Origin of the sequence: Aliidongia sp. (assembly GCF_035943795.1) — a bacterium.
Lineage (GTDB): Bacteria > Pseudomonadota > Alphaproteobacteria > ATCC43930 > CGMCC-115725 > Aliidongia.
In genome coordinates this window covers 31,888-56,405 of sequence record NZ_DASZBY010000120.1, presented here as the reverse complement: position 1 = coordinate 56,405, position 24,518 = coordinate 31,888, and the positions used below count along the sequence as shown (strand labels likewise).

The 24,518-nt window shown below is 66.6% G+C and carries 19 protein-coding genes; 12 read left to right on the top strand and 7 right to left on the bottom strand.

Features of this window, described 5'->3' with window-relative positions:
* The first annotated feature begins 28 nt into the window (after nucleotides 1-28).
* From lepA to VGV37_RS23845, 4 genes are all read left to right on the top strand, one after another.
* Nucleotides 29-1,831, top strand: a complete 1,803-nt coding sequence (gene lepA / locus VGV37_RS23860) for a translation elongation factor 4 (protein WP_326882286.1) — start codon at nucleotides 29-31, stop codon at nucleotides 1,829-1,831.
* A gap of 31 nt (nucleotides 1,832-1,862) precedes the next feature.
* Complete coding sequence (locus VGV37_RS23855) at nucleotides 1,863-2,828, top strand: GlxA family transcriptional regulator (protein WP_326882285.1); 966 nt, start codon at nucleotides 1,863-1,865, stop codon at nucleotides 2,826-2,828.
* Nucleotides 2,829-2,937: 109 nt separating this feature from the next.
* Nucleotides 2,938-3,579, top strand: coding sequence for an HD domain-containing protein (locus VGV37_RS23850; protein WP_326882284.1), 642 nt, complete (start codon nucleotides 2,938-2,940; stop codon nucleotides 3,577-3,579).
* Nucleotides 3,580-3,645: 66 nt separating this feature from the next.
* Nucleotides 3,646-3,996: a hypothetical protein gene (locus VGV37_RS23845; protein ID WP_326882283.1), complete on the top strand. Its 351-nt coding sequence runs from the start codon at nucleotides 3,646-3,648 to the stop codon at nucleotides 3,994-3,996.
* Between the two features lie 181 nt (nucleotides 3,997-4,177).
* On the opposite strand, the gene VGV37_RS23840 is transcribed toward VGV37_RS23845, so the two are convergent.
* Nucleotides 4,178-4,834: a glutathione S-transferase family protein gene (locus tag VGV37_RS23840; protein ID WP_326882282.1), complete on the bottom strand. Its 657-nt coding sequence runs from the start codon at nucleotides 4,832-4,834 to the stop codon at nucleotides 4,178-4,180.
* Between the two features lie 73 nt (nucleotides 4,835-4,907).
* Nucleotides 4,908-5,474: a hypothetical protein gene (locus VGV37_RS23835; RefSeq protein ID WP_326882281.1), complete on the bottom strand. Its 567-nt coding sequence runs from the start codon at nucleotides 5,472-5,474 to the stop codon at nucleotides 4,908-4,910.
* 141 nt (nucleotides 5,475-5,615) lie between these two features.
* Between VGV37_RS23835 and VGV37_RS23830 the strand changes: the two genes are divergently transcribed.
* Entirely contained in the window at nucleotides 5,616-7,988 is a 2,373-nt protein-coding gene (locus VGV37_RS23830) for a mechanosensitive ion channel domain-containing protein (RefSeq protein ID WP_326882280.1), read from the top strand.
* A 3-nt stretch (nucleotides 7,989-7,991) separates the two neighbouring features.
* Here VGV37_RS23830 and VGV37_RS23825 read toward each other — a convergent pair whose 3' ends face one another.
* On the bottom strand, nucleotides 7,992-8,597 hold the full coding sequence (locus tag VGV37_RS23825) for a regulatory protein RecX (RefSeq protein WP_326882279.1): 606 nt from the start codon (nucleotides 8,595-8,597) through the stop codon (nucleotides 7,992-7,994).
* 100 nt (nucleotides 8,598-8,697) lie between these two features.
* On the opposite strand from VGV37_RS23825, the gene VGV37_RS23820 reads away from it, so the two are divergent.
* From VGV37_RS23820 to VGV37_RS23790, 7 genes are all read left to right on the top strand, one after another.
* The gene (locus VGV37_RS23820; RefSeq protein ID WP_326882278.1) at nucleotides 8,698-9,501 is read left to right on the top strand and encodes an ABC transporter permease; all 804 of its coding nucleotides are present in this window, start codon (nucleotides 8,698-8,700) and stop codon (nucleotides 9,499-9,501) included.
* 109 nt (nucleotides 9,502-9,610) lie between these two features.
* Nucleotides 9,611-10,141 (top strand): sigma-70 family RNA polymerase sigma factor, encoded by a 531-nt coding sequence (locus tag VGV37_RS23815; RefSeq protein WP_326882277.1) that lies wholly within the window; start codon nucleotides 9,611-9,613, stop codon nucleotides 10,139-10,141.
* Nucleotides 10,138-10,965, top strand: coding sequence for an anti-sigma factor (locus VGV37_RS23810; RefSeq protein ID WP_326882276.1), 828 nt, complete (start codon nucleotides 10,138-10,140; stop codon nucleotides 10,963-10,965). Before VGV37_RS23815 ends, VGV37_RS23810 begins: the two co-directional genes overlap by 4 nt.
* A gap of 478 nt (nucleotides 10,966-11,443) precedes the next feature.
* Nucleotides 11,444-12,616 carry an aspartate aminotransferase family protein gene (locus VGV37_RS23805; RefSeq protein ID WP_326882275.1) on the top strand — a complete coding sequence of 391 codons (1,173 nt, stop codon included), beginning with the start codon at nucleotides 11,444-11,446 and terminating at the stop codon, nucleotides 12,614-12,616.
* A 2-nt stretch (nucleotides 12,617-12,618) separates the two neighbouring features.
* The gene (gene argF / locus VGV37_RS23800; RefSeq protein WP_326882274.1) at nucleotides 12,619-13,533 is read left to right on the top strand and encodes an ornithine carbamoyltransferase; all 915 of its coding nucleotides are present in this window, start codon (nucleotides 12,619-12,621) and stop codon (nucleotides 13,531-13,533) included.
* Between the two features lie 36 nt (nucleotides 13,534-13,569).
* Nucleotides 13,570-14,499 (top strand): Hsp33 family molecular chaperone, encoded by a 930-nt coding sequence (locus tag VGV37_RS23795; protein ID WP_326882273.1) that lies wholly within the window; start codon nucleotides 13,570-13,572, stop codon nucleotides 14,497-14,499.
* A gap of 117 nt (nucleotides 14,500-14,616) precedes the next feature.
* Nucleotides 14,617-15,264, top strand: a complete 648-nt coding sequence (locus tag VGV37_RS23790; protein ID WP_326882272.1) for a glutathione S-transferase family protein — start codon at nucleotides 14,617-14,619, stop codon at nucleotides 15,262-15,264.
* A gap of 52 nt (nucleotides 15,265-15,316) precedes the next feature.
* On the opposite strand, the gene VGV37_RS23785 is transcribed toward VGV37_RS23790, so the two are convergent.
* From VGV37_RS23785 to VGV37_RS23770, 4 genes are read right to left on the bottom strand one after another with little or no spacing between them, the layout of a single operon-like run.
* Nucleotides 15,317-16,738, bottom strand: coding sequence for an efflux transporter outer membrane subunit (locus VGV37_RS23785; RefSeq protein WP_326882271.1), 1,422 nt, complete (start codon nucleotides 16,736-16,738; stop codon nucleotides 15,317-15,319).
* Nucleotides 16,735-19,995 carry an efflux RND transporter permease subunit gene (locus tag VGV37_RS23780; protein WP_326882270.1) on the bottom strand — a complete coding sequence of 1,087 codons (3,261 nt, stop codon included), beginning with the start codon at nucleotides 19,993-19,995 and terminating at the stop codon, nucleotides 16,735-16,737. The genes VGV37_RS23785 and VGV37_RS23780 overlap by 4 nt, the downstream gene beginning before the upstream one ends.
* Nucleotides 19,992-23,102, bottom strand: a complete 3,111-nt coding sequence (locus VGV37_RS23775) for an MdtB/MuxB family multidrug efflux RND transporter permease subunit (protein WP_326882269.1) — start codon at nucleotides 23,100-23,102, stop codon at nucleotides 19,992-19,994. Before VGV37_RS23775 ends, VGV37_RS23780 begins: the two co-directional genes overlap by 4 nt.
* Nucleotides 23,099-24,256, bottom strand: coding sequence for an efflux RND transporter periplasmic adaptor subunit (locus VGV37_RS23770; RefSeq protein ID WP_326882268.1), 1,158 nt, complete (start codon nucleotides 24,254-24,256; stop codon nucleotides 23,099-23,101). Before VGV37_RS23770 ends, VGV37_RS23775 begins: the two co-directional genes overlap by 4 nt.
* Nucleotides 24,257-24,518 lie beyond the last annotated feature (262 nt).

The window sequence follows — 24,518 nt, the reverse complement described above, 5'->3', positions numbered from 1 at the left end:
GCGGCCAATCCTGCAACAGCGGCGTCCCATGACCGATCTCTCGCATATCCGCAATTTCTCGATCGTCGCCCACATCGACCATGGCAAGTCCACCCTTGCCGACCGGCTGATCCAATATTGCGGAGGCCTCGAGGCCCGCGAGATGCGCGAGCAGGTGCTCGACAGCATGGATATCGAGCGCGAGCGCGGCATCACCATCAAGGCCCAGACCGTCCGCCTGCTGTACAAGGCGAACGACGGCCAGACCTACACGCTCAACCTGATGGACACGCCGGGCCACGTCGACTTCGCCTATGAGGTCAGCCGCTCGCTCGCCGCCTGCGAGGGCTCGTTGCTCGTGGTGGATGCGAGCCAAGGCGTCGAGGCCCAGACGCTCGCCAACGTCTATCAGGCGATGGACGCCGGCCACGAGATCGTGCCGGTCCTGAACAAGATCGACCTTCCGGCGGCCGAGCCTGAACGGATCAAGCGCCAGATCGAGGACGTGATCGGCCTCGACGCGTCCGATGCGGTCGAGATCTCGGCCAAGACCGGGCTCAACATCGACAAGGTGCTGGAAGCGCTGGTCGCCCGCCTGCCGGCGCCCAAGGGCGATGCCGAGGCACCGCTGAAGGCGCTGCTGGTCGACAGCTGGTACGATGCCTACCTGGGCGTGATGATCCTGGTGCGCGTGCGCGACGGCGTGCTGAAGAGCGGCATGCGCATCCGCATGATGAATTCGAACGCGATGCACACGGTCGAGCGGGTCGGGTTCTTCACGCCGAAGCCGGTGCTGACCGGCGTGCTGAACCCGGGCGAGATCGGCTTCATCACCGCCGGCATCAAGGCGGTCGCCGATACCAACGTCGGCGACACGATCACCGACGAGCGCCGGCCGGCCGCCGAACCGCTGCCGGGGTTCAAGCCGTCCGTGCCGGTCGTGTTCTGCGGGTTGTTCCCGGTCGATGCCAACGACTACGAGCATCTGCGCGACAGCATCGCGAAGCTGCGCCTCAACGACGCCAGCTTCGCGGCCGAGGCGGAGACGTCGGCCGCCCTGGGTTTCGGCTTCCGCGTCGGCTGCCTGGGCCTGCTGCATCTGGAGATCATCCAGGAGCGGCTGGAGCGGGAATTCAACCTCGACCTGATCACGACGGCGCCGAGCGTCGTCTATCACGTGTATCTGAACAACGGCGAGATGATGCAGCTGCATAATCCCGTCGACATGCCCGATCCGGTCAAGGTCGAGCGGATCGAGGAGCCCTGGATCAAGGCGACGATCCTGGTGCCGGACGAGTATCTGGGCACGATCCTGGCGCTGTGCACCGAGCGGCGCGGCATCCAGGTCGACCTGACCTATGCCGGCAACCGGGCCATGCTGGTCTACAAGCTGCCCTTGAACGAGGTAGTGTTCGACTTCTACGACCGCCTGAAGTCGGTCAGCCGCGGCTATGCCAGCTTCGACTACCAGATCGACCATTACGAGGAAGGCGACCTCGTGGTCATGAACATTCTGGTCAATCACGAGCCGGTCGACGCGCTGGGCACCATCGTCCATCGCAGCCAGGCGGATTATCGCGGCCGCGCGTTGGTCGCGCGCCTCAAGGACCTGATCCCGCCGCAGCTGTTCCAGATCGCCATTCAGGCGGCACTGGGCGGCCGGGTCATCGCCCGCGAGACGGTCCGCGCCATGCGCAAGGACGTGCTGGCCAAATGCTACGGCGGCGACATCAGCCGCAAGCGCAAGCTGCTCGACAAGCAGAAAGAGGGCAAGAAGCGCATGCGGCAGTTCGGTAAGGTCGAAATCCCGCAGTCGGCCTTCCTGGCCGCCCTCAAGATGCACGACGACTAGGCACCGAACGACGCAACGGGGGAGGGTGTCGATGCGGACGATCGCGATCGCCATTTTCCCCGGGGTCCAGGCGCTCGACGTCGCGGGTCCGCTCGACGTGTTTGCCGAAGCGAATGGTTTCCTGCCGGCTGACGCCGGCTACGACATCACCGTGGTCGCGGCCGAGCCGGGCCCGTTCCGCGCGTCGAACGGCCTGCTGATGAGCCCGGACCGGCTCGTGGGCGCCTCCGGTGACCGCTACGACATGATCCTGGTGGCCGGGGGGCCGGCACTGCCGACCAATGCCAGCGACCCGCGATTGACGGATTGGCTGATCGAGGCGACGCCGCGCTGCGGGCGTTATGGGTCGGTCTGCACAGGCGCCTTCGTCCTGGGCGATGCCGGCCTGCTCGATGGCAAGGCGGTCACGACCCATTGGCAGGATGCCCGTGCGCTGGCCGGACGCTTTCCCGAGGCGCGGGTCGATTTCGACCGGATCTATCTGCGCGACGGCGCGCTGGTCACCTCGGCCGGCGTCACGGCCGGCATCGACCTGGCGCTGGCGCTGGTGGCCGAGGACCATGGCTCGGCGGTGGCGCTCAAGGTGGCGAAGCGCCTGGTGGTCGCGGCCCAGCGCCAGGGCGGCCAGTCCCAATTCAGCCCGTATCTGACCGCGCCCGGCGACGAGGCGTCACCGATCGCCCGGGTCCAGGCCCATGTCATGGCCCATGTCGCCGACCGGTTCACGGTAGAGCGGCTCGCCCAGATCGCCGGCATGAGCGTGCGGAACTTCGCCCGGGTCTTCGCCCAGGAAACCCAGGCCACCCCCGCCGAATTCATCGAACGCGCGCGTGTCGATGCGGCCCGCCATCTGCTGGAAGGCAGCGAACTGGCGCTGAAGGCCGTCGCCTACCACAGCGGCTTCGGCAGCGCCAACCGGATGCGGGCGGTCTTCGCCAAGCGCCTGGGCATCACGCCGGCGCAATACCGGGCGAGCTTTCTGCGCCCTTTGGCCTGACGGGCCGAAAACCGGCCTTGTTTGGCCGAAAACGCACCAGCGCGTCGGATGAGTGCCGGCGCAGTCCATGGGACAGTCTTCTCACCAGACCCTCTTTGGGAGAAACGCCATGGACACCACGATCGCCGGCATCAAGATCCCCGACAGCAAGATGGCGCGGGAGCTGACGCAGCTGATCCGCGATACCGAGCCGGACCTGCTGTTCCACCACTCGACCCGCGTCTATCTGTTCGGCGCGCTTGCCGGGCAGCGCAAGGGGCTGAAGTATGATGCGGAGCTACTCTATGCCGGCGCCATGTTCCACGACATCGGTCTGACCCGGCGCTATCGCCAGTCGCAGCTGCGCTTCGAAGTCGACGGCGCCAATGCCGCGCGCGAGTTTCTCAGTGGCTACGGCATTCCGGAGGCGGCACTGGAGACCGTCTGGGACGCGATCGCGCTGCACACCACGCCCGGCATTCCCGAGCACAAGAAGCCGGAAGTGGCACTCGTCACCGCCGGCGTCGAGATGGACGTGCTGGGCATCGCCTATGACCAGTTCGGCGAGCATGAACGCGCCCAGGTCGTGGCCGCCCATCCGCGCGGCAGCCACTTCAAGGACGAGATCATTCAGGCGTTCTACGACGGCATGAAGCATCGGCCGGACAGTACCTTCGGCACGGTCAACGACGACGTGCTGGCACTCAAGGACCCGTCCTTCGAGCGGACCAATTTCTGCAGCATCATTCACGGCTCGCACTGGCACGGGTGAGGCGGCACCATCCTTCATCCGGCACCCGCGGAACTTTCGGCTTTTCACCGCCGTTTTCCGGCTACTATGACAAAGCTCAGCTCCATCGCGGGTGCTGGTCTGCTGCTGCTTGCGGCCGGCTGCACCGAAACCAGGGTTGTAGCCAGCAACTACGATGCTCAGCTCAACCAGTTCCTCAACCAGCCGGAAAGCTCGGTGGTCGCCAGTTGGGGCGCGCCATCGGTGCGGACCAAGCTCTCGAACGGCGGCGACGCGCTCGTCTGGGTCGTGCTCGACACCACCGGCACCGCCGCCTGTTCGACCGTGCTGACGGCCGACAGCGGCCAGACCGTGCGCAGCTACAGCTACGCCGGCAACGGCTGCCACGCGCCGACACGCACGGCCGACGTCGTCAGCGTCACCCGGGTCTCGCAGTAGCCGGGATCCTCGTTGCCACGCTGCCTCGGCAGCTACGGCGCCGTGCTCCAGGCCTTCGGGCCGCGCATCGACCATCCCATAGGCAGGCCATGAAACCCCTGTCGGGGAACAAGCATCTTAAGAGAGATCGCCGGTATCCATTCGCCTTTGCCGGGCTCCGCTGTCCGGCGAAGGCGCGATCCTAGAACTCGCCTTCCAGCTCCTCGATCTCGTCATGCTCGCCAGTCGCCGCGGCGATCCATTCGACCATGTGCGGCAGGCCGAGAATCCGGCGGCAATAGTCGGCGCTGGCGGCGTCGACGCGGACATCGTAAGTCTTGAAGCGTGTGGTGACTGGCGCGAACATCGCGTCCGCCACCATCGGCCGTTCGCCGAACAGGTACGGTCCGCCGGACAGCGCCAGGCATTCGCGCCAGATCGCGGTGATGCGATCGATGTCGGCCTGGGCGCCGGACCAGATGGCGAAGCCCGGGCTGAACTTCCGGAGATTGACCGGCAGGCCGGAGCGCAGCGCGCTGAAGCCGGAATGCATCTCACCGGAAACCGAACGGCACCGCGCGCGTGCTGCGCGTTCCTGCGGCAACAGGCGCGCTTCGGGGCGGATTTCGTTCAGATATTCGGCGATCGCGAGCGTGTCCCAGATCGTCATGCCATCATGGATCAGGCAAGGCACCAGGGTCGAGGGTGACAGGACCAGCAACTCGGCCCGCATCGACGGGTCGTCGGACGAAATGATCTCCTCGTCGAAATCGAGGCCGGCCATGCGCGCCAGCAACCAGCCCCGAAGCGACCAGGATGAATAGTTCTTGCTGCTGATGACGAGCTTTGCCTTGGCCATGACGGGAAGCTCCTTGATGGGACGGACCCTGGTTCAGCGAACCGTCAAGCAAGATCAGGACCAGCAGTCGGGATCAGGGCGGATCGTTGCCGGCGCCCCCGCCCATGCTGGGGTTCGTCGCCGGGAAGATCTGCCGCATGAAGGCCTGGATCGAACCTTTGACGGCGGGATCGTTGGCGGCGACCGCTACCGGCAGGGTGCCTTCGGCACCGCCCATCAGCTTGTCCGCGCGGCAGAATACGGCGGCGAGCCCGATGCGTGCGTCTGACGGTGCGCTGGCGACTGCGGGCAGGCTCGGCAGCGTGCGGGCATCGATCTCGCACAATTGCTGCAGCCCCGTTCCGGGCGTGGGCGCGAACACCATCAGCACCCGATAGGGCGAGCGGCCGACGGTTTCGGTCGTGAACAGGGTCTGCGAGAAGCCGCCGTCCTGCATGTCGGCCAGGACGGCACCTGTCGCCGCCGCCGGCTGCAGACCGGGGAAAGGCGCGCCGCGCACGAAGGTCTGGATCGTGGGTCCATAGAGCTGGTGCTCGCCCGGCACATACGAGCTGTCGTAGCTGTTGATGCCGATGAAGCTCTGATTGTCGGCGCATGAGGTCAGTGCCAGAGCGATGATGGGAGCAAGCGAGCGTTTCATGCGCAGACCTCCAGGCGAAACTAGCCGATTTTACCGCGCCTTGGTGGCTTGCGGGAGAAAACATTCACGCTTTGGGCATTCTTGCGACAATCCGCCCGGCGGCCTTGGCGCCGCTCGCCGTCCTTGGTTAGAGTGCCGGCCATGTCGAACCCTTCAAATCTGCTGCGCCGGATCCTCTTCTGCGCTCTCGTCCTTGTGGGCTTCGGCCTCGCGCAGCAGCCGGTGGCCGCCGCGACCGCGGCCAGCCCGAAACAGGTCACCGACCAGGCCGGCGTCTCGGCTGACGACCTCGACAAGCTGGTCAGTACGTTGCAGGACGACCAGAAGCGCCAGCAACTGATCAAGCAGCTGCAGACCTTGAGTACCGCGGAAAAGGGCGCGGCTCCGCCGCCACCGCCGCCGACCCCGTCCGATCTCTTGTCCGTGGTGACCGAGCATCTGCAAGGCATCGGTTCAGACATGGTCGACGCGACGACCGTGCTGATCGGCGCCCCGCACCTGATGGGCTGGTTCAATCGGCAGGTCTACGATCCCGCCGCGCGGACGGTGTGGGAAGAGGTCGGGCGCAACATCGGCCTGATCCTGGCCGCTGCGATCCTATCGGATTTCGTGATGCGGCAACTCGCCCAAGCGATCCATCGGCGCGCCACCCGGCGCAATCCAAAGACTTGGCTCGGACGGATCGGGCTGCTGCTGCTCGCGATCCTGCTCGCAGGGTTGCCGTTCTTCGCGTTCCTCATCGCGGCCGACCTGACCGCCGACTATCTGCAGCCGCGCGAATCGACCCGGCGCGTGGCGATCGTGCTGATCCATGCCTTCGTCTATGCCCGGCTGATCATCGTGACTTCGTGGACCCTGCTGCTGGCGCCGCGCGCCGCCGGCTGGACATTGGTGCCGGTCACTGAGGAAACGGCGAACTACCTGTTCATCTGGGTACGCCGCTTTACCCAGGTGGCGTTCTACGGCTTTGCGCTCATCCCTGCTGCCTGGTGGCTGGGCGCGCCCGGCGCGGTGAGCGCGATCGTGCAGAAGCTGGTGGCATTGCTGCTGACCGTGCTCGGCATACTGTTCGTGCTGCAGAACCGCCAGTCGGTCGCGCAATGGCTGCGGCCGCACCGGCGCCCGGTGGCCGATCCCGAGGCGGCTGCCGACGCCTCGGCGACCCGGGACACGGCGGGCGAGGTGCCGGAACCGGCCAGCGGCACGATTTCCATCATCCGCCATCGCCTGGCCGAGGTCTGGCACATCCTGGCGATCGTCTACATCGTGACGATCTTCGCGGTCTATGCGCTCAAGATCGAAGGCGGCTTCATCTTCGTCTTCCGCGCGACCGCCTTCACCATCGCCATCCTGATCGCCGTCCGTCTGTTCGGCCGCGGCATCAAGCGCTTGACCGAGCGCGGCTTCGCCATTCCGGGTGATCTGCGCGAGCGCTTCCCGACCTTGGAGGCACGGGCCAACCGCTATGTGCCCGTGCTGAACCTCGCCGCGATCGTGGTGATCTGGGGCTTCGCGATCCTGGGCTTTCTCGAGGCCTGGGGCTTCGGTTCGTTCGCCTGGCTGCGGAGCGCCACGGGACGGCAATTGACCGGATCGACCATCACCATCGCGCTGATCCTGGCGGTCGCGTTCGGCTGCTGGGAAATCTTCAATGCCGCAGTCGACCGATACCTGGCCGGCGTCGATTCGCGTGGCCAGCGCATCTCGCGCAGCGCCCGGGTCCGCACCTTGCTGCCGTTTGCCCGCAACGCGGTGTGGATCCTGCTGCTGCTGCTGGTCGTGCTGCTGGTGCTGTCGGAACTGGGGATCAACATCGCCCCGCTGCTGGCCGGCGCCGGCGTGGTCGGCCTCGCCATCGGCTTCGGCTCCCAGGCCCTGGTCAAGGACATCATCACCGGCCTGTTCATGCTGGTCGAGGACACGATCGCGGTCGGCGACATCGTCGACCTGGGCGGCGGCAACACCGGCGTGATCGAGGCGATCTCGATCCGGACCATCAAGCTGCGCGACAATGCCGGCAGCGTGCATACCATCCCGTACAGCACGGTCACCCAGGTGCGGAACCTGACCAAGGATTTCGCCTACCACGTGATCGACCTGACGGTCGCCTACGGCAGCGACCCGGACATCGTCATCGCCATCCTGCAGGCGGTCTATGAAGACATGAAAGGCGATCCGGCGTTCGGGCCGTTCATGCTCGCCGAAATCGAAATCTTCGGCCTCAACGGCTTCGCGCCGAACGCGATGAGCTTCCAGGGCCGGATCAAGACTCTGCCCATGAAGCAATGGGCGATCGGGCGCGAGTTCAGCCGACGGCTGAAGCGCGCGCTGGACGACGCCAAGATCTATCTGCCGGGCATGGTGCCGGGCGCGATCCAGACCATCGATTTCGGCGAGCGCGCGGCCAAGGTGTTGAGCCAGCTGCAGTTCGCCATGCCGCAGGCCGCACCGCCGCAGCCGATCGAGGAGCCGCCGAACCCCGCACCGGGCAAGCCGGCGGCCGAGCCGGCCTGAGCCTCAGCCTTCCTCGACCAGATCGCGCAGGGCGTCGGGGGTTTCGGCGCTCAGCACGCGCTCGGCGATCGCCCGGCCGAAGCCGGCGCGGGCGAGGGTGCCCAGGTCCTTCTGGCGGAATTCCGCGCGCATTTCCGGCAGCCGGTAGGGCCCGAGCCTTCGGCGGCGGGCGAGGGCGGCGGCGGCGACGAGGTCACCGCCCGGTCGTACCGAATAGCCGTCGTCGCCATCGGCCTCGTCGAGCGTAGCGCTGATCACTTCCCGGTCGATGCCCTTTTCGGCGAGCGAGGCGGCGATCTTGCGGGCCGATGCGCCGCGCCGGTGCAGCCGCGCCGTGCGCGCCTCGGCATAGAGCTTGTCATCGAGCAGGCCGTCCTGGACGAAGCGGGCGACGAGGGCCTCGATCGCCGCAGCCCCGGCGGCAGGGTCGGTGCCATGCAATTGGGCGGAGCGCTGGACCCGGCGCAGCAGCACGCGCTTCAGATTGGCGGCCGAACTGGCGAAGCGCTCCAGGTGGAACAGCGCGATCGCTTCCAGCCGTTCGGGCGTCGCGGGCTTCGGCAGCTTGCGCGGCGGCCGGGTGTTTTTCGGGGCTTCGCTGTTCGTCACTTTACGAGGCTAGCATGCGTCCGCCGAGGCGGGGGAGGCTTGTTTCACGCCGGCCCCGGGTCTAGGGTCGCCGCCGTTTGGGGCTTCGGGAGATACGGGCGTGGCGCGTGCGGCGGTCGGCGAGATCAGGCGGTTCGGAGCGGTCAACTGGCTGGGATTCTGGACGCTCTACGAGAAGGAGGTCCGGCGCTTCATCAAGGTCTATACCCAGACCCTGCTGGCGCCGATGGTGACCACGCTCTTGTACCTGTCGATCTTCCTGCTGGCGCTGGGCGGCGCCGGCCGCACCGCCGGCGGCGTGGCCTACGGCATCTTCCTGGCGCCCGGCCTGATGATGATGTCGATGACGCAGAACGCGTTTGCGAACACCTCGTCCTCGATCGTGATTTCGAAGGTGCAGGGCAATATCGTCGACCTGTTGATGCCGCCGATCTCGGCAGCTGAGGCGGTGCTGGCCATGGCCCTCGGGGGCGCCACGCGTGGCGTGGTGGTCGGGTGCGCCGTGGCGCTTGCGGTCGTGGTATTCGTGCCGCTGCCGCTCCATTCCCTGGGGCTCGTGCTGTTCTTCGGTTTCTTCGGGTCGCTGATGCTGTCGCTGCTCGGCATCGTCGGCGGCATCTGGTCGGAGAAGTTCGACCATATCGCCGCGGTCACGAACTTCATCGTGACGCCGGCCTCGTTCCTGTCGGGCACGTTCTATTCCGTCGAGGCGCTGCCGGAACGCTGGCGCTTCATCGCCCATCTCGACCCGTTCTTCTATATGATCGACGGGTTCCGCGCCGGTTTCATCGGTCACGCCGATGCCGATCCGGTGCTCGGCATGGCGGTGATCCTGGGGCTCGATCTGGCGCTGCTGGCGCTCGCGTACGGCATGTTCGCCCGCGGCTACAAGCTCAAGGCCTGACGAATGTCGCCCGGGGAATAAATCGGCCGCCCGACCGGTATCAAGGTATGAGCATGGCGGATCGGATTTGACCGAAGTGGACGCAGGAACGAGAAGAGCGTTTGAGGAAATGGTGCTGCCGCATCTGGATGCGGCCTACAATTTCGCTCGCTATCTGACGCGCAACCCCGACGATGCGGCCGATGTCCTGCAGGAGGCCAGCATCCGGGCCTTCCGCTTTTTCGGCGGCTTCAAGGGCGGCAGCGTCCGGACCTGGCTGCTCACCATCGTCCGCAACACCGCCTATACCTGGATGGCGAGCCATCGCCGCGGCACGGTCAACGCCTCGGTCGAGGACTATGGCATCGAGCGGCCGCTCGAACCGTTCGCAGTGGTTCCCTGGGAGCGCCTGCCCGACGACCCGGAAACGCGGCTGCTGCTGGCCGAGGATCAGGCGGCGCTGATGGATGTGATCGATCGGTTGAGCCCGGAATTTCGGGAAGTGCTGGTGCTGCGCGAGATCGAGGAGCTGAGCTATCGCGAAATCGCCGAGGTGACGGGGGCGCCGGTCGGTACCGTAATGTCGCGGCTCGCCCGGGCGCGCCGCCAGGTTCAGAGCGGTTGGCGCCGTCACGTGGCACTCGAAGGAGGGGGGCGATGAGCTGCGACGACAAATGCCTCCTGGTCGAGCTGGCCCTCGACGACGAGCTCGACCCGCCCGGTCTCGCGGAGTTCGAGCGGCACCTCAAGGAATGCCCCGATTGCGCCGTCGCGTTCGCTCGGCAGAAGGCGCTGAAAGGTGCACTGCGCGCCCAGCTACCGCGCCATCGTGCGCCGTCGGCCCTGGTCCAACGCATCCGCACCGCCTTGCCGGATCTGCCGGAAGTGGCCGCGCCGTCGGCCGAGGCGGCCCAGGCAACCGAACCCGCTTCGCGAACCGCGACCGTTGTCGCCTTGCCGGCGTGGCCGCCGCTCGTCACCCGGGCCCGGGTCGGGATGGCGCTGTCCGCCATCGGCGGCGCACTCGCCGCCGGGTTGGCGACGATCTGGCTGATGCATGTGACGCCCGAGGAACGGATGACCCAGGCGGTCGTCGAAAGCCATGTGCGGGCGCTGATGAGCGGTCGGCTGCTCGATGTGGCGAGCGACGATCCCAAGACGGTCCGGCCCTGGTTCACCGGCCGGCTCGACGTCTCGCCGCCGGTCAAGGATCTGTCCGCCCACGGCTATCAACTGGTCGGTGCGCGGCTCGACTACGTCGACAACAAGCGGTCGGCCGCGCTGGTCTACAAGCGCAACGAACATGTCATCACCCTCTATCTGTTCTCGACGCCGAATGCCCCGGTCTCCGAATCCGACGCGGTCGTGCGGCAGGGCTATTCCGTCTGCCACTGGTCGCGCCACGGTATTACCGATTGGGTGGTGTCGGATGTGGACCCGGACGAACTCGAAGCGTTTGAGGATCTGGTGACCGGCTCGGTGTAGGCGGGGCTGTTTCGGGTTCAGCTCACAGCAGTCTCACCCGACTCTGCTGTCATTCCGCGCAGGCGGGAATGCGGCCAGAGCCGCGTCTGTGGCGATAAGGACCCTTTCCCCACGCTGCCGCGCGTAACGCCGGATCCCAGTCTGCGCGGGGGCCACGACGAAGCTGTGGATGTATCGCCGGCCCGCCATGCTGCGTCGCATGGTAGCCCTGCGTCGTTTGATTGACACGCTTGCACCCCCTCACCATACTCTCGCGCTTCCTCCAGACGGATCCGGCAACCGAAGGGTTGGCCGTGGAGCGGAGCTGGCGATGGGTATTGTCACGGGCCGGTTAGGCCGGGTTGGCGGGCGCGAGGCAAAACGCGCCGAGCCGCGACGACGATAGGGGCGGTGCCGGGTCACCGCCCGGCTGCCTTTGCTCGTTCCCTGATTTAAATATCACGATCGCCCTCGTCGATCTCACGGAGACCGATTCACGATGATTCCCGCCGTTCTGCCGACCTATGCCCGTTCCGAACTCGCTTTCGAGCGGGGTGAGGGCGCCTATCTGATCACCGCCGATGGCGAACGCTATCTCGATTTCGCCGCAGGCATTGCGGTGAATTCGCTGGGCCACAGCCATCCCCACCTGGTCGAGACCCTGATCGAGCAGGGCAAGAAGCTCTGGCACACCTCGAACCTCTATGAGATCCCCGAACAGACGCGGCTGGCCGAGCGCCTGGTCGCCAACACGTTCGCCGACAGCGTGTTCTTCGGCAATTCGGGCGCCGAGGCCGGCGAATTGGCGATCAAGATCGTCCGCAAGTACCACGACGACACCGGCCATCCCGAGCGCTACCGGATCATCGGCTGCCAGGGCGCGTTCCACGGCCGGACGCTCGCGACCCTGGCCGCCGCCGGCAACGAGAAATACCTGAAGGGCTACGCGCCCAACGTCGACGGTTTCGACAGCGTCGCGTTCGGCAACCTGAACGAACTGCGCGCCGCGATCACGCCAGAGACGGCGGCGATCATGGTCGAACCGGTGCAGGGCGAGGGCGGTGTGCGTCCCGGCAGCATCGATTACCTGAAGGGCCTGCGCGCCGTCGCCGACGAGTTCGGCCTGCTGCTGGTGTTCGACGAGGTCCAGTGCGGCATGGGCCGGACCGGCAAGCTGTTCGCCCATGAATGGGCCGGCGTCACGCCCGATGTCATGATGGTCGCCAAGGGCTTGGGCGGCGGCTTCCCGGTCGGCGCGGTGCTGGCGACGGAGAACGCGGTGCAGGGCTTCGCCCCCGGCGCCCACGGTTCGACCTTCGGCGGCAACCCGCTCGCCATGGCCGTCAGCAATGCCGTGCTCGACGTCATGCTGGCGCCGGGCTTCATGGCGACGGTCGACAAGAACGCGCGGATCTTGTGGAACAAGCTGCAGGCGCTCGCCGACCGCTATCCGCAGGTGATCGCCGAGGTGCGCGGCGCCGGGCTGCTGCTGGGCATCAAGTGTGTCGTGCCGAATGGCGAAATGGTCGACAAGCTGCGGGCCCAGAAGCTGCTGACCGTGGGTGCCGCCGACAATGTCGTCCGGCTCGTGCCGCCGCTGACCATCGGCACCGCGGAAATCGATCAGGCCGTGGCGGCGATCGACGCCGCTTGCCGGACGTGGAGTGCTTGAGCATGGCGTCGCCCAGGCACTTTCTGGATCTCGATCTGCTTAAGTCGGACGAGCTTCGGCGCATTCTCGACATGGGGCATGCCTACAAGCACCCCGCCGCCGGTGCCGCCGCCAAGAACCAGCCGCTGGCCGGCCGGACCCTGGCGATGGTGTTCGAGAAGCCTTCGACCCGCACGCGCGTCTCGTTCGAGCTGGCCATGCGCCAGCTCGGCGGGGACGTGGTCGTGCTGTCGGCGGCCGACAGTCAGATGGGCCGGGGCGAGCCGGTCGCCGACACGGCGCGCGTGCTGTCGCGCTATGTCGACGCGATCATGATGCGCACGACCGAAAAGTCGAAGCTCGACGAGATGGCGGCCTATGCCACGGTCCCGGTGATCAACGGCCTGACCAACCTCAGTCACCCGTGCCAGATCATGGCCGACCTGATGACGCTCGAGGAGCACAAGGGCGGCCTGAACGACAAGGTCGTGGCCTGGAGCGGCGACGGCAACAATGTCGCGACCTCGTGGATCCACGCCGCCGCCCGCTTCGGCTTCGAACTTCGGGTCGCGAGCCCGGAACCGCTGCAGCCGGCCGACGAACTGATCGAGTGGGCGCGCGCCCAGGGCGGCAAGGTATCGGTGCTGAACGATCCGGAAGCCGCCGTGCGCGGCGCCGATTGCATCGTTACCGACACCTGGGTCTCGATGGGCGTCGAGGCGAGCGTCAACCGGCACAACATGCTGGCGCCCTACCGGGTCGACGAACGCCTGATGGCGGCGGCCAAGCCTGACGCAATCTTTATGCATTGCCTGCCGGCGAAGCGCGGCGAGGAAGTCTCGGCCGCGGTCATCGACGGTCCCCAATCGGTCGTCTGGGACGAGGCGGAAAACCGCCTGCATGCCCAGAAGGGCATTCTGGCCTGGTGCCTCGCCTGACGCCCGCACACACTCTCCGGCGGAAGGCCGCGTTCCATGGATGATCTCATTCTGCCGTTCCAGATCGAGGCGACCGCATTGCGCGGTCGCCTCGTCCGCTTCAATACGGCGGTCGACAAGATCATTACCCAGCACGGCTATCCCGACGCGGTCGCGAGCCTGCTGTGCGAGGCGGTGACCTTGGCGGGCCTGCTTGCCGGCGCGCTCAAGTACGACGGCGTATTCACGCTGCAGACCAAGGGCGAGGGGGCGGTCCGGCTGATCGTCGCCGACGTGACCTCGAGCGGTGCCGTGCGGGGTTACGCGCAATATGACGCCGAGGGTGTGGCCGCGGCGGCAGCGCTCGACGGGCCGCCGGTGCCGCGCCTGCTGGGCAGCGGCTATCTGGCCTTCACCGTCGACCAGGGCGACGACAACGAGCGCTACCAGGGCATCGTGGCGCTCGAGGGCGGCACGCTCGCCGAATGCGCCGCGCATTACTTCGCCCAGTCCGAACAGATCGCGACAGGCATCAAGCTGGCCGTAACGCGCGGCACACCCGATGCCGAGGGCAAGCCCGGTCCGTGGCGGGCCGGCGGCATCATGCTCCAGCGCCTGCCGACCGAAGGCGGCGAGGCAGAGAACGAGCCCGAACGCGAGGAAGAGACCGAAGACGAGGGCTGGAACCGCGCGCTGAGCTTCCTCGGCAGCTGCAGCTCCGCCGAACTGACTGACCCGGCGCTGCCGGCCGAGGACCTGCTGTTTCGCCTGTTCCACGAGGACGGCGTGCGTGCCTGGCCGGCGCAGCGTCTGCAGGCGCTATGCCGGTGCTCGCGCGAGCGCATTTCTCGCGTTCTGCGCTCCCTGCCGCGCGAGGAACTGGTCGGCCTGGAAGTCGACGGCAAGGTCTCGGTCAATTGCGAGTTCTGCTCGACCGACTACGACTTCACCCCGGCCCAGATCGAAGCGCTGTTCGACGAAGAGTAGATGTCGGCGCGCGCCCTCATCAATGAAATAGTTCGAGACCGATGTCGGTTTCCGGGAGGCTGATTCGTCATCACGATAGGAAGGCGAAGAAATTCGTCGCAGCAAGGAACCGATGTGATGACGATCACGATCACGGCATTCGAACGATCGCCCGATGGCGGCAAGGGCCTGGCGCGCGATACGCGCGTTCGCTGGGCGCTCGAAGAAGTGGGTCAGCCTTATGCGGTTCGTCTGGTTTCCTTCGCAGCGATGAAGGCGCCCGACCATCTGGCAATCCATCCCTTCGGCCAGATTCCCACCTATGAGGAAGGCTCCCTCTCGCTGTTCGAGACCGGCTCGATCGTCTTTCATCTTGCTGAACGGCATGCGGGGCTGCTGCCGAAGGATCGCGATGCCCGTGCCCGCGCGATCACGTGGATGTTCGCCGCACTCAACACCGTCGAGCCGCCGATCCTCGAATTGACGACAGCAAGAATATTTGAGAGCGACAAGCCTTGGAGCGAGCAGCGCTTGCCGTTGATCAAGGACCGCCTTCGCGCGTGTTTGGACAAACTCTCGGCTCACTTGGGCGTCGCCGAATGGCTCGATGGTGCGTTCAGCGCCGGCGATCTATTGATGGTATCCGTGCTGCTACGGCTAAGAATGTCAGGCGTTTTGGACGAATTTCAAAACCTGGCCGCCTATGTCGCTCGCGGAGAAGCTCGGCCCGCTTATGGTCGGGCTTTCGCCGCGCAATTTGCGATCAACGCCCCATCGACCAACTGACCGTTCGCCAATGAGCCGACGGCAGGCCTTCATGTTACGCCGAAATCGACTGCTACCGGGACGGTAGGTCCGCCGCCGTCCAGCCGCCACCCAGCGCCGCGACCAGGGTGGCGCTCGCGACCATACGGTTTTCCTGCACGGTCAAGGCCGCTTCCTGGTCGCCCAGCAAGGCGGTCTGCGCGGTGACCACCGTGGTATAGGCGACGGTGCCGGCGCGATATTCGTTGAGCGCGATGTCGCGGGATCGGCTGGCGGCGCGCACGGCTTCGGTTTCGGACACGGACTGCTGCTCGAGGATCCGCAAGGCGGACAGCTGGTCCTCGACCTGCTGGAACGCGGTCAGCACCGTCTGGCGATAGGTTGCGACGCTGCTGTCGTAGGACGCTTCGGCCGCCCGGACCGCGGCACTGCGCTCGCCGCCGTCGAACAGGGTCTCGCTGGCACTGGCGCCCAGCGACCAGAGCCGGTTCGCGGCGCGGAACAGCTTGCCGATCGGGTTGCCCTCGAAGCCATAGTCGGCCGACAGGGAGATATCCGGGTAATAGGCCGCGACCGCCACACCGATCAGCGCGTTCTGCGCGGCCATCGCACGCTCCGCCGCCGCGATGTCGGGTCGGCGTTCCAGCAAGCTCGAGGGCAGGCCGGCGGGTACCACCGGCACCTCTGTGGCGAGCGTGCCGGGCGGCAGTGTGAGGGCGGCGGGCGGCACGCCGGTCAGCACGGCGATGGCATGCTCGAAGCTCTGCCTCTGCACCCCCGCCGCGATCAATTGTGCCTGGGCCGCCGCCAGCTGGGTCTCGGCCTGCGCCACGTCGGACGGCGCCGCGGTGCCGGCGTTGTACTGGTTCTGCGTGATGCGCAGCGCTTCCTGGTCGGCCTTGACCGTATCGGTCAGCAACTGGGTCAGGGCGTCCTGGGCGCGCAGCTGGAAATAGTCGGTCGCGAGCGTCGATTGGGCCGAGAGCGTGGCATTGGCCAGATCGGCGGCACTCACCTGGGCGCCGGCGACGTCGCTCTCGGCCTGGCGCCGGATGCGGCCCCACAGATCGAGATCCCAGCTGGCGCTGGCTTCGGCCGTGAACAGCGTGCGCGCCCCACGACCGCCGGCTGAGCTCAACCCGCTGCTGCCGGTGCCGCCACTGTGGCTGCGGGTGACGCCGCCGGACACGCCGACCGTCGGGAATTCCTGGGACCGGGCCTCGTCGGCGATCGCCTGGGCCTGGCGATATTGCGCTTCGAAGCTCTTCACGTTCTGGTTCGATATGGCGACCTGGCGTTCGAGCGCGTCGAGCGCCGGATCCCGATAGATCGCCCACCAGTTGCCCTTCGGCAGCGCGTCGACCGGCGTGCTGAGTTTCCACCCGGCAGGCGCCTCCTTGAAGGCGGGGGCATCGGGCGCGTCGGCGCGCTGATAGTCCGGCCCGACCATGCAGCCCCCGAGCAGCGCCAGGGCGATCAGCGGAATTCGTCTCATCGTGCGGGCTCCGCCTGCAGGACATGCCGCGCACGCGGTCGCAGCCGGTCGAGATAGAGATAGACGACCGGGGTCGTATAGAGCGTCAGCATCTGGCTGAAGATCAGGCCGCCGACGATCGACACGCCGAGCGGCTGGCGCAATTCGCTGCCGTCGCCATAGGCGAAGGCGAGCGGCAGGGCACCCAGCAGGGCCGCGGCGGTGGTCATCATGATCGGGCGGAAGCGCATCAGGCAGGCCTGGGTGATCGCGGCCCTGCTGTCCAGCCCGCGCACGCGCTCGGCCTCCAGCGCGAAATCGATCATCAGGATCGCGTTCTTCTTGACGATGCCGATCAGCAGGATGACGCCGATCATCGCGATGATGGTGAAATCGATCTGGAACAGCATCAGCGCCAGCACCGCGCCGACGCCGGCCGACGGCAGGGTCGACAGGATGGTCAACGGATGGACGTAGCTCTCGTAGAGCACGCCCAGCACGATATAGACGGCCGCGAGTGCCGCACCGATCAGCAGCTTCTCGTCGTCGAGCGAGGATTGGAACACCTGCGCCGTGCCGGCGAAGGTGCCGATCATGTCGGCCGGCATCTTGAGATCGGCCATCGCCTTATTGATGGCGTCGCTGGCGTCGCTCAGCGACTTGCCGGCCGGCAGGTTGAACGAGATGGTCGTCGCCACGAACTGGCTCTGGTGATTGACCGCGAGCGGTGTGTTGCCGGGGCCGAAATGGGCGATGGCCGACAGCGGCACCATGGTCTCCTTGCCGGTGCTGACGGCGGCACCCGCCGACCCGCTGCCTTTGCCCGTTGAACTGATCGAATTCTGCGCCGCATTGCGTGCGGAATCGCTGGCGCCGCTGCTCGATCCGGCCGTGCCGGCGGCGGTGACCAGGCCACCTGGCAGGTTCGTGGTGGCACTGCCGCTGGCCGCGCCGCCCGAGGTGCTGACCCAGATCTGGTTCAGCATGTCCGGGCTTTGCCAATAGCGCGGTGCCACCTCCATGATCACGCGGTACTGGTTCAGCGCGTTGAAAATGGTCGAGACCGCGCGCTGGCCGAACGCGTCATAGAGCGTGTTGTCGATTTGCGCCGCGGTGATGCCCAGGCGCGAAGCGGTCGCACGATCGATGATCAACTCGGTCTCCAGCCCCTTCTGCTGCTGGTCGGAATTGACGTCGACCAGGGTCGGATCCTTCTGCAGCGCATCCAGCAGCTTGGGCGCCCAGGCGTAGACCTCTTCGGTATTGTCGCCCTGGAGCGTGAATTGATAGGCGGCATTGCTCTGCCGGCCGCCGACCCGGATGTCCTGGACCGGCTGCAGGAACAGGCGACCGCCCGGCACATGGGACAGGTTGCGGCGCAGCCGGGCCATGACGACATCGATGCCGTCCCGGTCGCTGCGCGCCTTCAGGGCGACGTAGACGCTGCCGGTGTTGGCCTGCGAGGCGCCACCGCCGCCGCCCGCCCCGGTCGAACCCACGACGGATTCGACCGCCGGGTCTTTGCGGACGATGTCCATCATCTGGGTCAGCTTCTGGCTCATCAGCTGGAAGGATGTGCTCTGGTCGGCCTGCAGGCTGCCGGTCATGCGGCCGGTGTCCTGGGTCGGGAAGAAGCCCTTCGGGATGATGGTGAGCAGGAAGACGTTGAGCGCCACGGTGGCGATCAGGGTCAGCAGGACGAGGAAGCGATGGTCCAGCGCCCAGCCGAGCGTCCGCCCGTAGAAACCCTGCGCCCGGTCGAACAGGGTCGGCTTGCGCCCGGCGTCGCGCCGGCGCGGCTCGACCTTCAGGAACAGCGCACACAGCATCGGCGTGGTCGTCAGCGAGATGACCATCGAGATCAGGATGGCGAGCGACAGGGTGAGCGCGAATTCGCGGAACAGCCGGCCGACGATGCCGCCCATCAGCAGGATCGGCAGGAACACGGCGATCAGTGACAGGGTGATCGAGATGACGGTGAAGCCTACCTCGCGCGCGCCGCGCAGCGCCGCCTCCTGGCGCGACAGCCCGGCCTCCATGTGGCGCGAGATGTTCTCCAGCACGACCACCGCATCGTCGACCACGAAGCCGGTCGCGATGGTCAGCGCCATGAGCGACAGGTTGTCGAGGCTGAAGCCCAGCAGATACATGGCGCCGAACGTCCCGATGATCGAGACCGGCACGGCGACGGCCGGGATCAGGGTCGCGCGGATGTTGCGCAGGAAGGCATAGACCACGAGGGTCACCAGGATGACCGAGATGATCAGCGTGCGCTCGGTATCGCTCAGGGACGCGCGGATCGTAGTCGTGCGGTCGCTGGCGAAGGTGATGGCGACGTCGTGGGGCAGGGCGGCCTTCAGCTTGGGCACGCTCGCGCGCACGCCGTCGACCGTGGTGATGATGTTGGCGCCGGGCGAGCGGAACACGATGACCAGCACGGCCGGCTCGCCGTTTGCCAGGCCCAGGTTGCGCAGGTCCTGCACCGAATCCTCGACGTCGGCGACGTCCTGCAGCATGACCGCGCGGCCGTTGCGATAGGCCACGATCAGCGGCTTGTAGTCGGCGGCATGGGTCGCTTGGTCGTTGGTGTAGATCTGGAACCGCTCGTCGCTGAGCTCGATCGTGCCTTTGGGCGCGTTGGCATTGGCGGAGGACAGGGCTGACCGCACGTCCTCCAGGCCGATGCCGTAGTTGAACAGCGCCTGCGGATTGAGTTCGACCCGCACGGCCGGCAGGGCGGCGCCGCTGATGATGACCTGGCCGACGCCGGAAAGTTGCGACAGCTGCTGGGCGAGGATAGTGCTGGCCGCGTCGTACATCTGGCCGCGGGTGAGCGTCTTCGAGGTCAGCGCCAGGATCAGCACCGGCGCGTCGGCCGGGTTGACCTTGCGATAGGTCGGGTTGCTGAGCAGGTTGGACGGCAGGTCGGCGCGCGCTGCGTTGATCGCGGCCTGCACGTCGCGGGCGGCGCCGTCGATGTCGCGGCTGAGGTCGAATTGCAGGGTGATGCGCGCCTGGCCGGTCTGGCTCTGCGACGTGATCTCGGTCACGTCGGCGATCTGGCCCAGATGGCGCTCCAGCGGGCTCGCCAGGCTGGTCGCGACCGTTTCCGGACTGGCTCCGGGCAATTGGGCCGAGACCGAGATGGTCGGGAAATCGACCTCGGGCAGGGGGGCGACCGGCAGCTTCGCATAGGCCAGGAAGCCTGCGAGCGCGATGGCGATGGTCAGGAGCGTGGTCGCGATCGGCCGCGCGATGAAGGGGGCGGAAATGTTCATGACGGCCGCGCCGCCCGGTCACCCTGAAAGCGCCTGGACGTCCAGACGGCGATCCGGTCGAACGCCAGATAGATCACCGGCGTGGTGAAGAGCGTCAGCACCTGGCTGAAGATCAGGCCACCGACGATGGCGACGCCCAGCGGCTGGCGCAGTTCCGATCCGGTGCCGTGGCCCAGCATCAGCGGCAAGGCGCCCAGCAGCGCCGCCATCGTGGTCATCAAGATCGGGCGGAAGCGCAGCAGGCAGGCCTGGTAGATCGCGTCGCGCGGATGCTTGCCCTCCTCGCGCTCGGCGACCAGCGCGAAGTCGATCATCATGATCGCGTTCTTCTTCACGATGCCGATCAGCAGGATGATGCCGATGATGCCGATGATGTCGAGGTCCGATCCGAACAGCCGGAGCGCCAGCAGGGCGCCGACGCCGGCCGACGGCAGGGTCGACAGGATCGTGATCGGGTGGATGAAGCTCTCGTAGAGCACGCCCAGCACGACATAGACCGCGACCAACGCCGCCACGATCAGCATCAGCTCGTTCGACAGGGACGCCTGGAACGCGGACAGCGCGCCCTGATAGGCGGTGAGGAACGTATCGGGCAGACCGATGTCCTTTTCCGCCTGGTCGATCTCGGTCACGGCCTGGCCCAGCGATGCGCCGGGCGCGAGGTTGAACGAGATGCTGGTCGACGGAAATTGGCCGAGGTGCTGGATCGACAGCGGATTGCTGCGCTCGGTCGCTGTGACGATTGCCGACAGTGGGACTTGCGTCGTGGTCGAGGTCGCCGACGGCAGATAGAGCCCGTCGAGCGCCTGTTGCACGGTCTTCGCATCCTGGGTCTCGGCACGCAGGATCACGCGGTACTGGCTCGATTGGGTATAGAGGGTCGAGACGATGCGCTGGCCGAACGTGTCGTAGAGCGCGTTGTCGACCGTCGCGGGTGTGATGCCGAAGCGCGCCGCCGTCGCCCGGTCGATCGTCAGGTCCAGCGCCTTGCCATGTTCCTGCAGGTCGCTCGCCACATCGGCGAATTCCGGCAACTGCTGCAGGCGCGCCACCAGCTTCGGCAGCCAGGTGTCGAACAGCGTGTTGTCCGGGTTTTCCAGGAAGAACAGGTATTGGGCACGGCTGACCGTCGAATCGATCGTCAGATCCTGGACCGGCTGCAGATAGAGCTGGATGCCGGTGACCTGCTGGACCTCGTCGTCGAGGCGCCGGATGATCTCGCTGGCGCTCGCGGTCCGCTGGTCGCGCGGCTTGAGGTTGATCAGCAGGCGCCCGGCATTGATCGTGTTGTTGCTGCCGTCGACGCCGATGAAGGACGACAGGTCGTCGACGTCGGCATCCTTCAGGATGACGTCGGCCAGCTTCTGCTGATTGGCCGCCATGGCGCCGAACGAGATGCTTTGCGAGGCTTGCGAGATGCCCTGCAGCGCGCCGGTATCCTGGACCGGGAAGAAGCCTTTCGGGATCCAGACGTACAGCACCACGGTCAGGCCCAGGGTCAGCACGGCCACGATCAAGGTCGCGACCTGGCGGTCCAGCACCCAGTTCAGCGCATGGCCGTAGCGGTCGATCAGCCGGTCGAACGCCCGCTCCGCCCATAGGTCGAACCGGTTGCGGCTCGCCTCCGGCCGGTGTTTGACCAGCAACGCACACAGCATGGGCACCAGCGTCAGCGAGACTACGGCCGACAGCACGATGGTGACGGCGAGCGTGATGGCGAATTCGTGGAACAGCCGTCCGACCACGTCGCCCATGAACAGCAGCGGGATCAGCACCGCCAGCAGCGACACGGTCAGCGAGATGATCGTGAAGCCGATCTCCTCGGACCCGCGCAAGGCGGCATTCAGCGGCGTTTCGCCCTTTTCCACGTAGCGCGCGATGTTCTCGATCATGACGATCGCGTCGTCGACCACGAAGCCGGTCGAGATGGTGAGCGCCATGAGCGACAGGTTGTCGAGGCTGAAGCCCAGCATGTACATGGCGGCGAGGGTGCCGACCAGCGACAGCGGCACCGACAGGCTGGGGATCAGGGTCGCCGGCAGGTTGCGCAGGAACAGGAAGATGACGAGCACGACCAGTGCCACCGCCAGGCCCAGCTCGAACTCCACGTCGGAGACCGAGGCGCGGATCGTCGTGGTCCGGTCGGTCAGCACGCGCACGTCGAGGGCGGCGGGCAGGGTCGCCTGGAATTTCGGCAGCAGCGCCTTGATGCCGTCGACCACCTGGATCACGTTCGACCCGGGCTGGCGCTGCACGTTCAGGATGACCGACGGCGTGCGATCGGCCCAGGCCGACAGCTCGGTGTTCTCGGCCCCGTCCTCGACCGTGCCGATGTCGGACAGGTGGATCGGCCGGCCGTTCTTATAGGCCAGGATCAGGCCGCGATACTGGTCGGCGCTCTGCAATTGGTCGTTCGCGTTGATCGTCGTCGATTGCGTAGGGCCGTCGAAGCTGCCCTTCGGCGTATTGACGTTCTGGTTGCCGATGATGGTGCGGATGTCGTCGATCGCCAGGCCGTAGCTGGCCATGGCGCGCGGGTTGACCACGACGCGTACGGCCGGGCGCTGGCCGCCGCTGATGCTGACCAGGCCGACACCCGGCTGCTGCGAGATCTTCTGCGCCAGGCGGACGTCGACCAGATCCTCGATCTTGGTCAGCGGCATGGTCTTGGACGAAACGGCGATGGTCAGGATCGGCGTGTCCGCCGGATTGACCTTGGCATAGATCGGCGGCGCCGGCAGGTCGCTGGGCAGCAGGCTGTTGCCGGCATTGATCGCCGCCTGCACCTCCTGCTCGGCCACGTCGAGGTCGAGGTCCAGGTTGAACTGCAAAGTGATGACCGACGCGCCGCCCGAACTGATCGACGACATCTGGTTCAGGCCCGGCATCTGGCCGAACTGACGCTCCAGCGGTCCGGTGACGGCGGTCGCCATCACCTCGGGACTGGCGCCCGGGTAGAAGGTCTGGACCTGGATGGTCGGGTACGAGACCTCGGGCAGGGCTGAGATCGGCAGGAAGCGATAGGCGACGATGCCGACGAGCAGGATCGCCGCCATCAGCAGCGAGGTGCCGACCGGCCGCAGAATGAACGGACGGGATGGGCTCATCCTTTATGTCCGGCCTTGGCGCCGTTCGGCTTTGCCGGGACCTGGTCGGGCGTGGATCCGGGCGGGGGCGGAATGGTGATCTTGGCGCCGTCGCGCAACCGGTCCGACCCGTCGACGACCACCTGGTCGCCGGCCTTCAGCCCGTCGGTGATCTGGATCATGCCGCTGTCGGAGATGCCGGTCTTGACCAGTTGCACCGCGACCGTGTTGTCGGGCTTCACCAGATAGATGAAGGCGCCGGGCGCGCCCTGCTGCACGGCCGCGACGGGTGCCGCGATGGCGCCCTTCACGGTCTGGACGAGCAACTGGGCATTGACGAACTGCTGGGGGAACAGGGCGTTGTCGTCGTTGGCGAACTGTGCGCGCAGCTTGACCGTGCCCGTCGTCGTATCGATGGCATTGTCGATCGTCTGCAATGTGCCGGCCGCGACCTGGGTCGTGTTGGCCCGGTCGAACAGGGTCACCGGCAATGGGCCCGCCTGCATGCCCTTGGCGACGGCCGGCACGTTGTCTTCCGCCACCGTGAAGATCACCGTCATCGGCTTGGTCTGGGTAATCGTGACCAGGCCGGTCGCATCGCTGGTCTGGACATAATTGCCGGCATCGATCAGGCGCAGGCCGACGCGGCCGTCGACCGGCGAGACGATATGGCAATAGGCGAGGTTCAGCTTGGCGCTGTCAATCGCCGCCTGGTCGGTGATCAGGGTCGCCTGGTCCTGCTGCACCAGATAGACCTGATCCTCGTACTGCTGCTTGGAGATGCTGTTCTGCCGGTTGAGCGTCTCGAATCGCTTGAGGTCGGTCTGGGCCTGTTTCAGCAGTGCGGTGTCGCGCGCGAACTGGCCCTGGGCCTGCTCCAGCGCGACCTGATAGGGGCGGGGGTCGATCTGGGCCAGGAAATCGCCCTTCTTGACGGTCTGTCCTTCCTGGTAGCCGACGCTCATCAGCTGGCCGGCGATCTGGGTCTTGACCGTGACGGACGCGAGCGGTGTCACCGTGCCCAGGCCGTTGAGCAGGACGTGGAGGTCGGTTGTGGCGATGGTTGCGACGCCGACCGGCTGGGCGGCGCTGTCCGCGTTCCGGGCGGGCTTGCCCTGCCCCCCGCCACCAAGGAAATGCCAGGCGACGAGCGCGATGACGGTCAGCAGCAGCAACCAGAGAATCGGCCGCAACCAGGAGCGGCGGGCGAGAGTGGCGACGGCGGCGGGTTGCCCGGAGGGCCTCGGCCTCGGTTGGTCACCCTGAAGATCCATTCGTCGCCTTCCCACAATGGCCTTGAAAAGTCCGTCCGGCCCGACGAGCCGCTTTCGGCACAGCCATCGGCCCTGCACCATCAACGTCAAGATCGCAGAACCGTGCCCGAACCCGTCCAGAAAATTGCAGGCCGTCCGGAATCAAAAAAAAGCGCGGGCGGCC

What these genes read in the sequence shown, in the direction of transcription:
- lepA (WP_326882286.1), top strand. Translation starts at nt 29, where the DNA reads ATGACCGATCTCTCGCATATCCGCAATTTCTCGATCGTCGCCCACATC.
- VGV37_RS23855 (WP_326882285.1), top strand. Translation starts at nt 1,863, where the DNA reads ATGCGGACGATCGCGATCGCCATTTTCCCCGGGGTCCAGGCGCTCGAC.
- VGV37_RS23850 (WP_326882284.1), top strand. Translation starts at nt 2,938, where the DNA reads ATGGACACCACGATCGCCGGCATCAAGATCCCCGACAGCAAGATGGCG.
- VGV37_RS23845 (WP_326882283.1), top strand. Translation starts at nt 3,646, where the DNA reads ATGACAAAGCTCAGCTCCATCGCGGGTGCTGGTCTGCTGCTGCTTGCG.
- VGV37_RS23840 (WP_326882282.1), bottom strand. Translation starts at nt 4,834, where the DNA reads ATGGCCAAGGCAAAGCTCGTCATCAGCAGCAAGAACTATTCATCCTGG.
- VGV37_RS23835 (WP_326882281.1), bottom strand. Translation starts at nt 5,474, where the DNA reads ATGAAACGCTCGCTTGCTCCCATCATCGCTCTGGCACTGACCTCATGC.
- VGV37_RS23830 (WP_326882280.1), top strand. Translation starts at nt 5,616, where the DNA reads ATGTCGAACCCTTCAAATCTGCTGCGCCGGATCCTCTTCTGCGCTCTC.
- VGV37_RS23815 (WP_326882277.1), top strand. Translation starts at nt 9,611, where the DNA reads ATGGTGCTGCCGCATCTGGATGCGGCCTACAATTTCGCTCGCTATCTG.
- VGV37_RS23810 (WP_326882276.1), top strand. Translation starts at nt 10,138, where the DNA reads ATGAGCTGCGACGACAAATGCCTCCTGGTCGAGCTGGCCCTCGACGAC.
- VGV37_RS23805 (WP_326882275.1), top strand. Translation starts at nt 11,444, where the DNA reads ATGATTCCCGCCGTTCTGCCGACCTATGCCCGTTCCGAACTCGCTTTC.
- argF (WP_326882274.1), top strand. Translation starts at nt 12,619, where the DNA reads ATGGCGTCGCCCAGGCACTTTCTGGATCTCGATCTGCTTAAGTCGGAC.
- VGV37_RS23795 (WP_326882273.1), top strand. Translation starts at nt 13,570, where the DNA reads ATGGATGATCTCATTCTGCCGTTCCAGATCGAGGCGACCGCATTGCGC.
- VGV37_RS23790 (WP_326882272.1), top strand. Translation starts at nt 14,617, where the DNA reads ATGACGATCACGATCACGGCATTCGAACGATCGCCCGATGGCGGCAAG.
- VGV37_RS23785 (WP_326882271.1), bottom strand. Translation starts at nt 16,738, where the DNA reads ATGAGACGAATTCCGCTGATCGCCCTGGCGCTGCTCGGGGGCTGCATG.
- VGV37_RS23780 (WP_326882270.1), bottom strand. Translation starts at nt 19,995, where the DNA reads ATGAACATTTCCGCCCCCTTCATCGCGCGGCCGATCGCGACCACGCTC.
- VGV37_RS23775 (WP_326882269.1), bottom strand. Translation starts at nt 23,102, where the DNA reads ATGAGCCCATCCCGTCCGTTCATTCTGCGGCCGGTCGGCACCTCGCTG.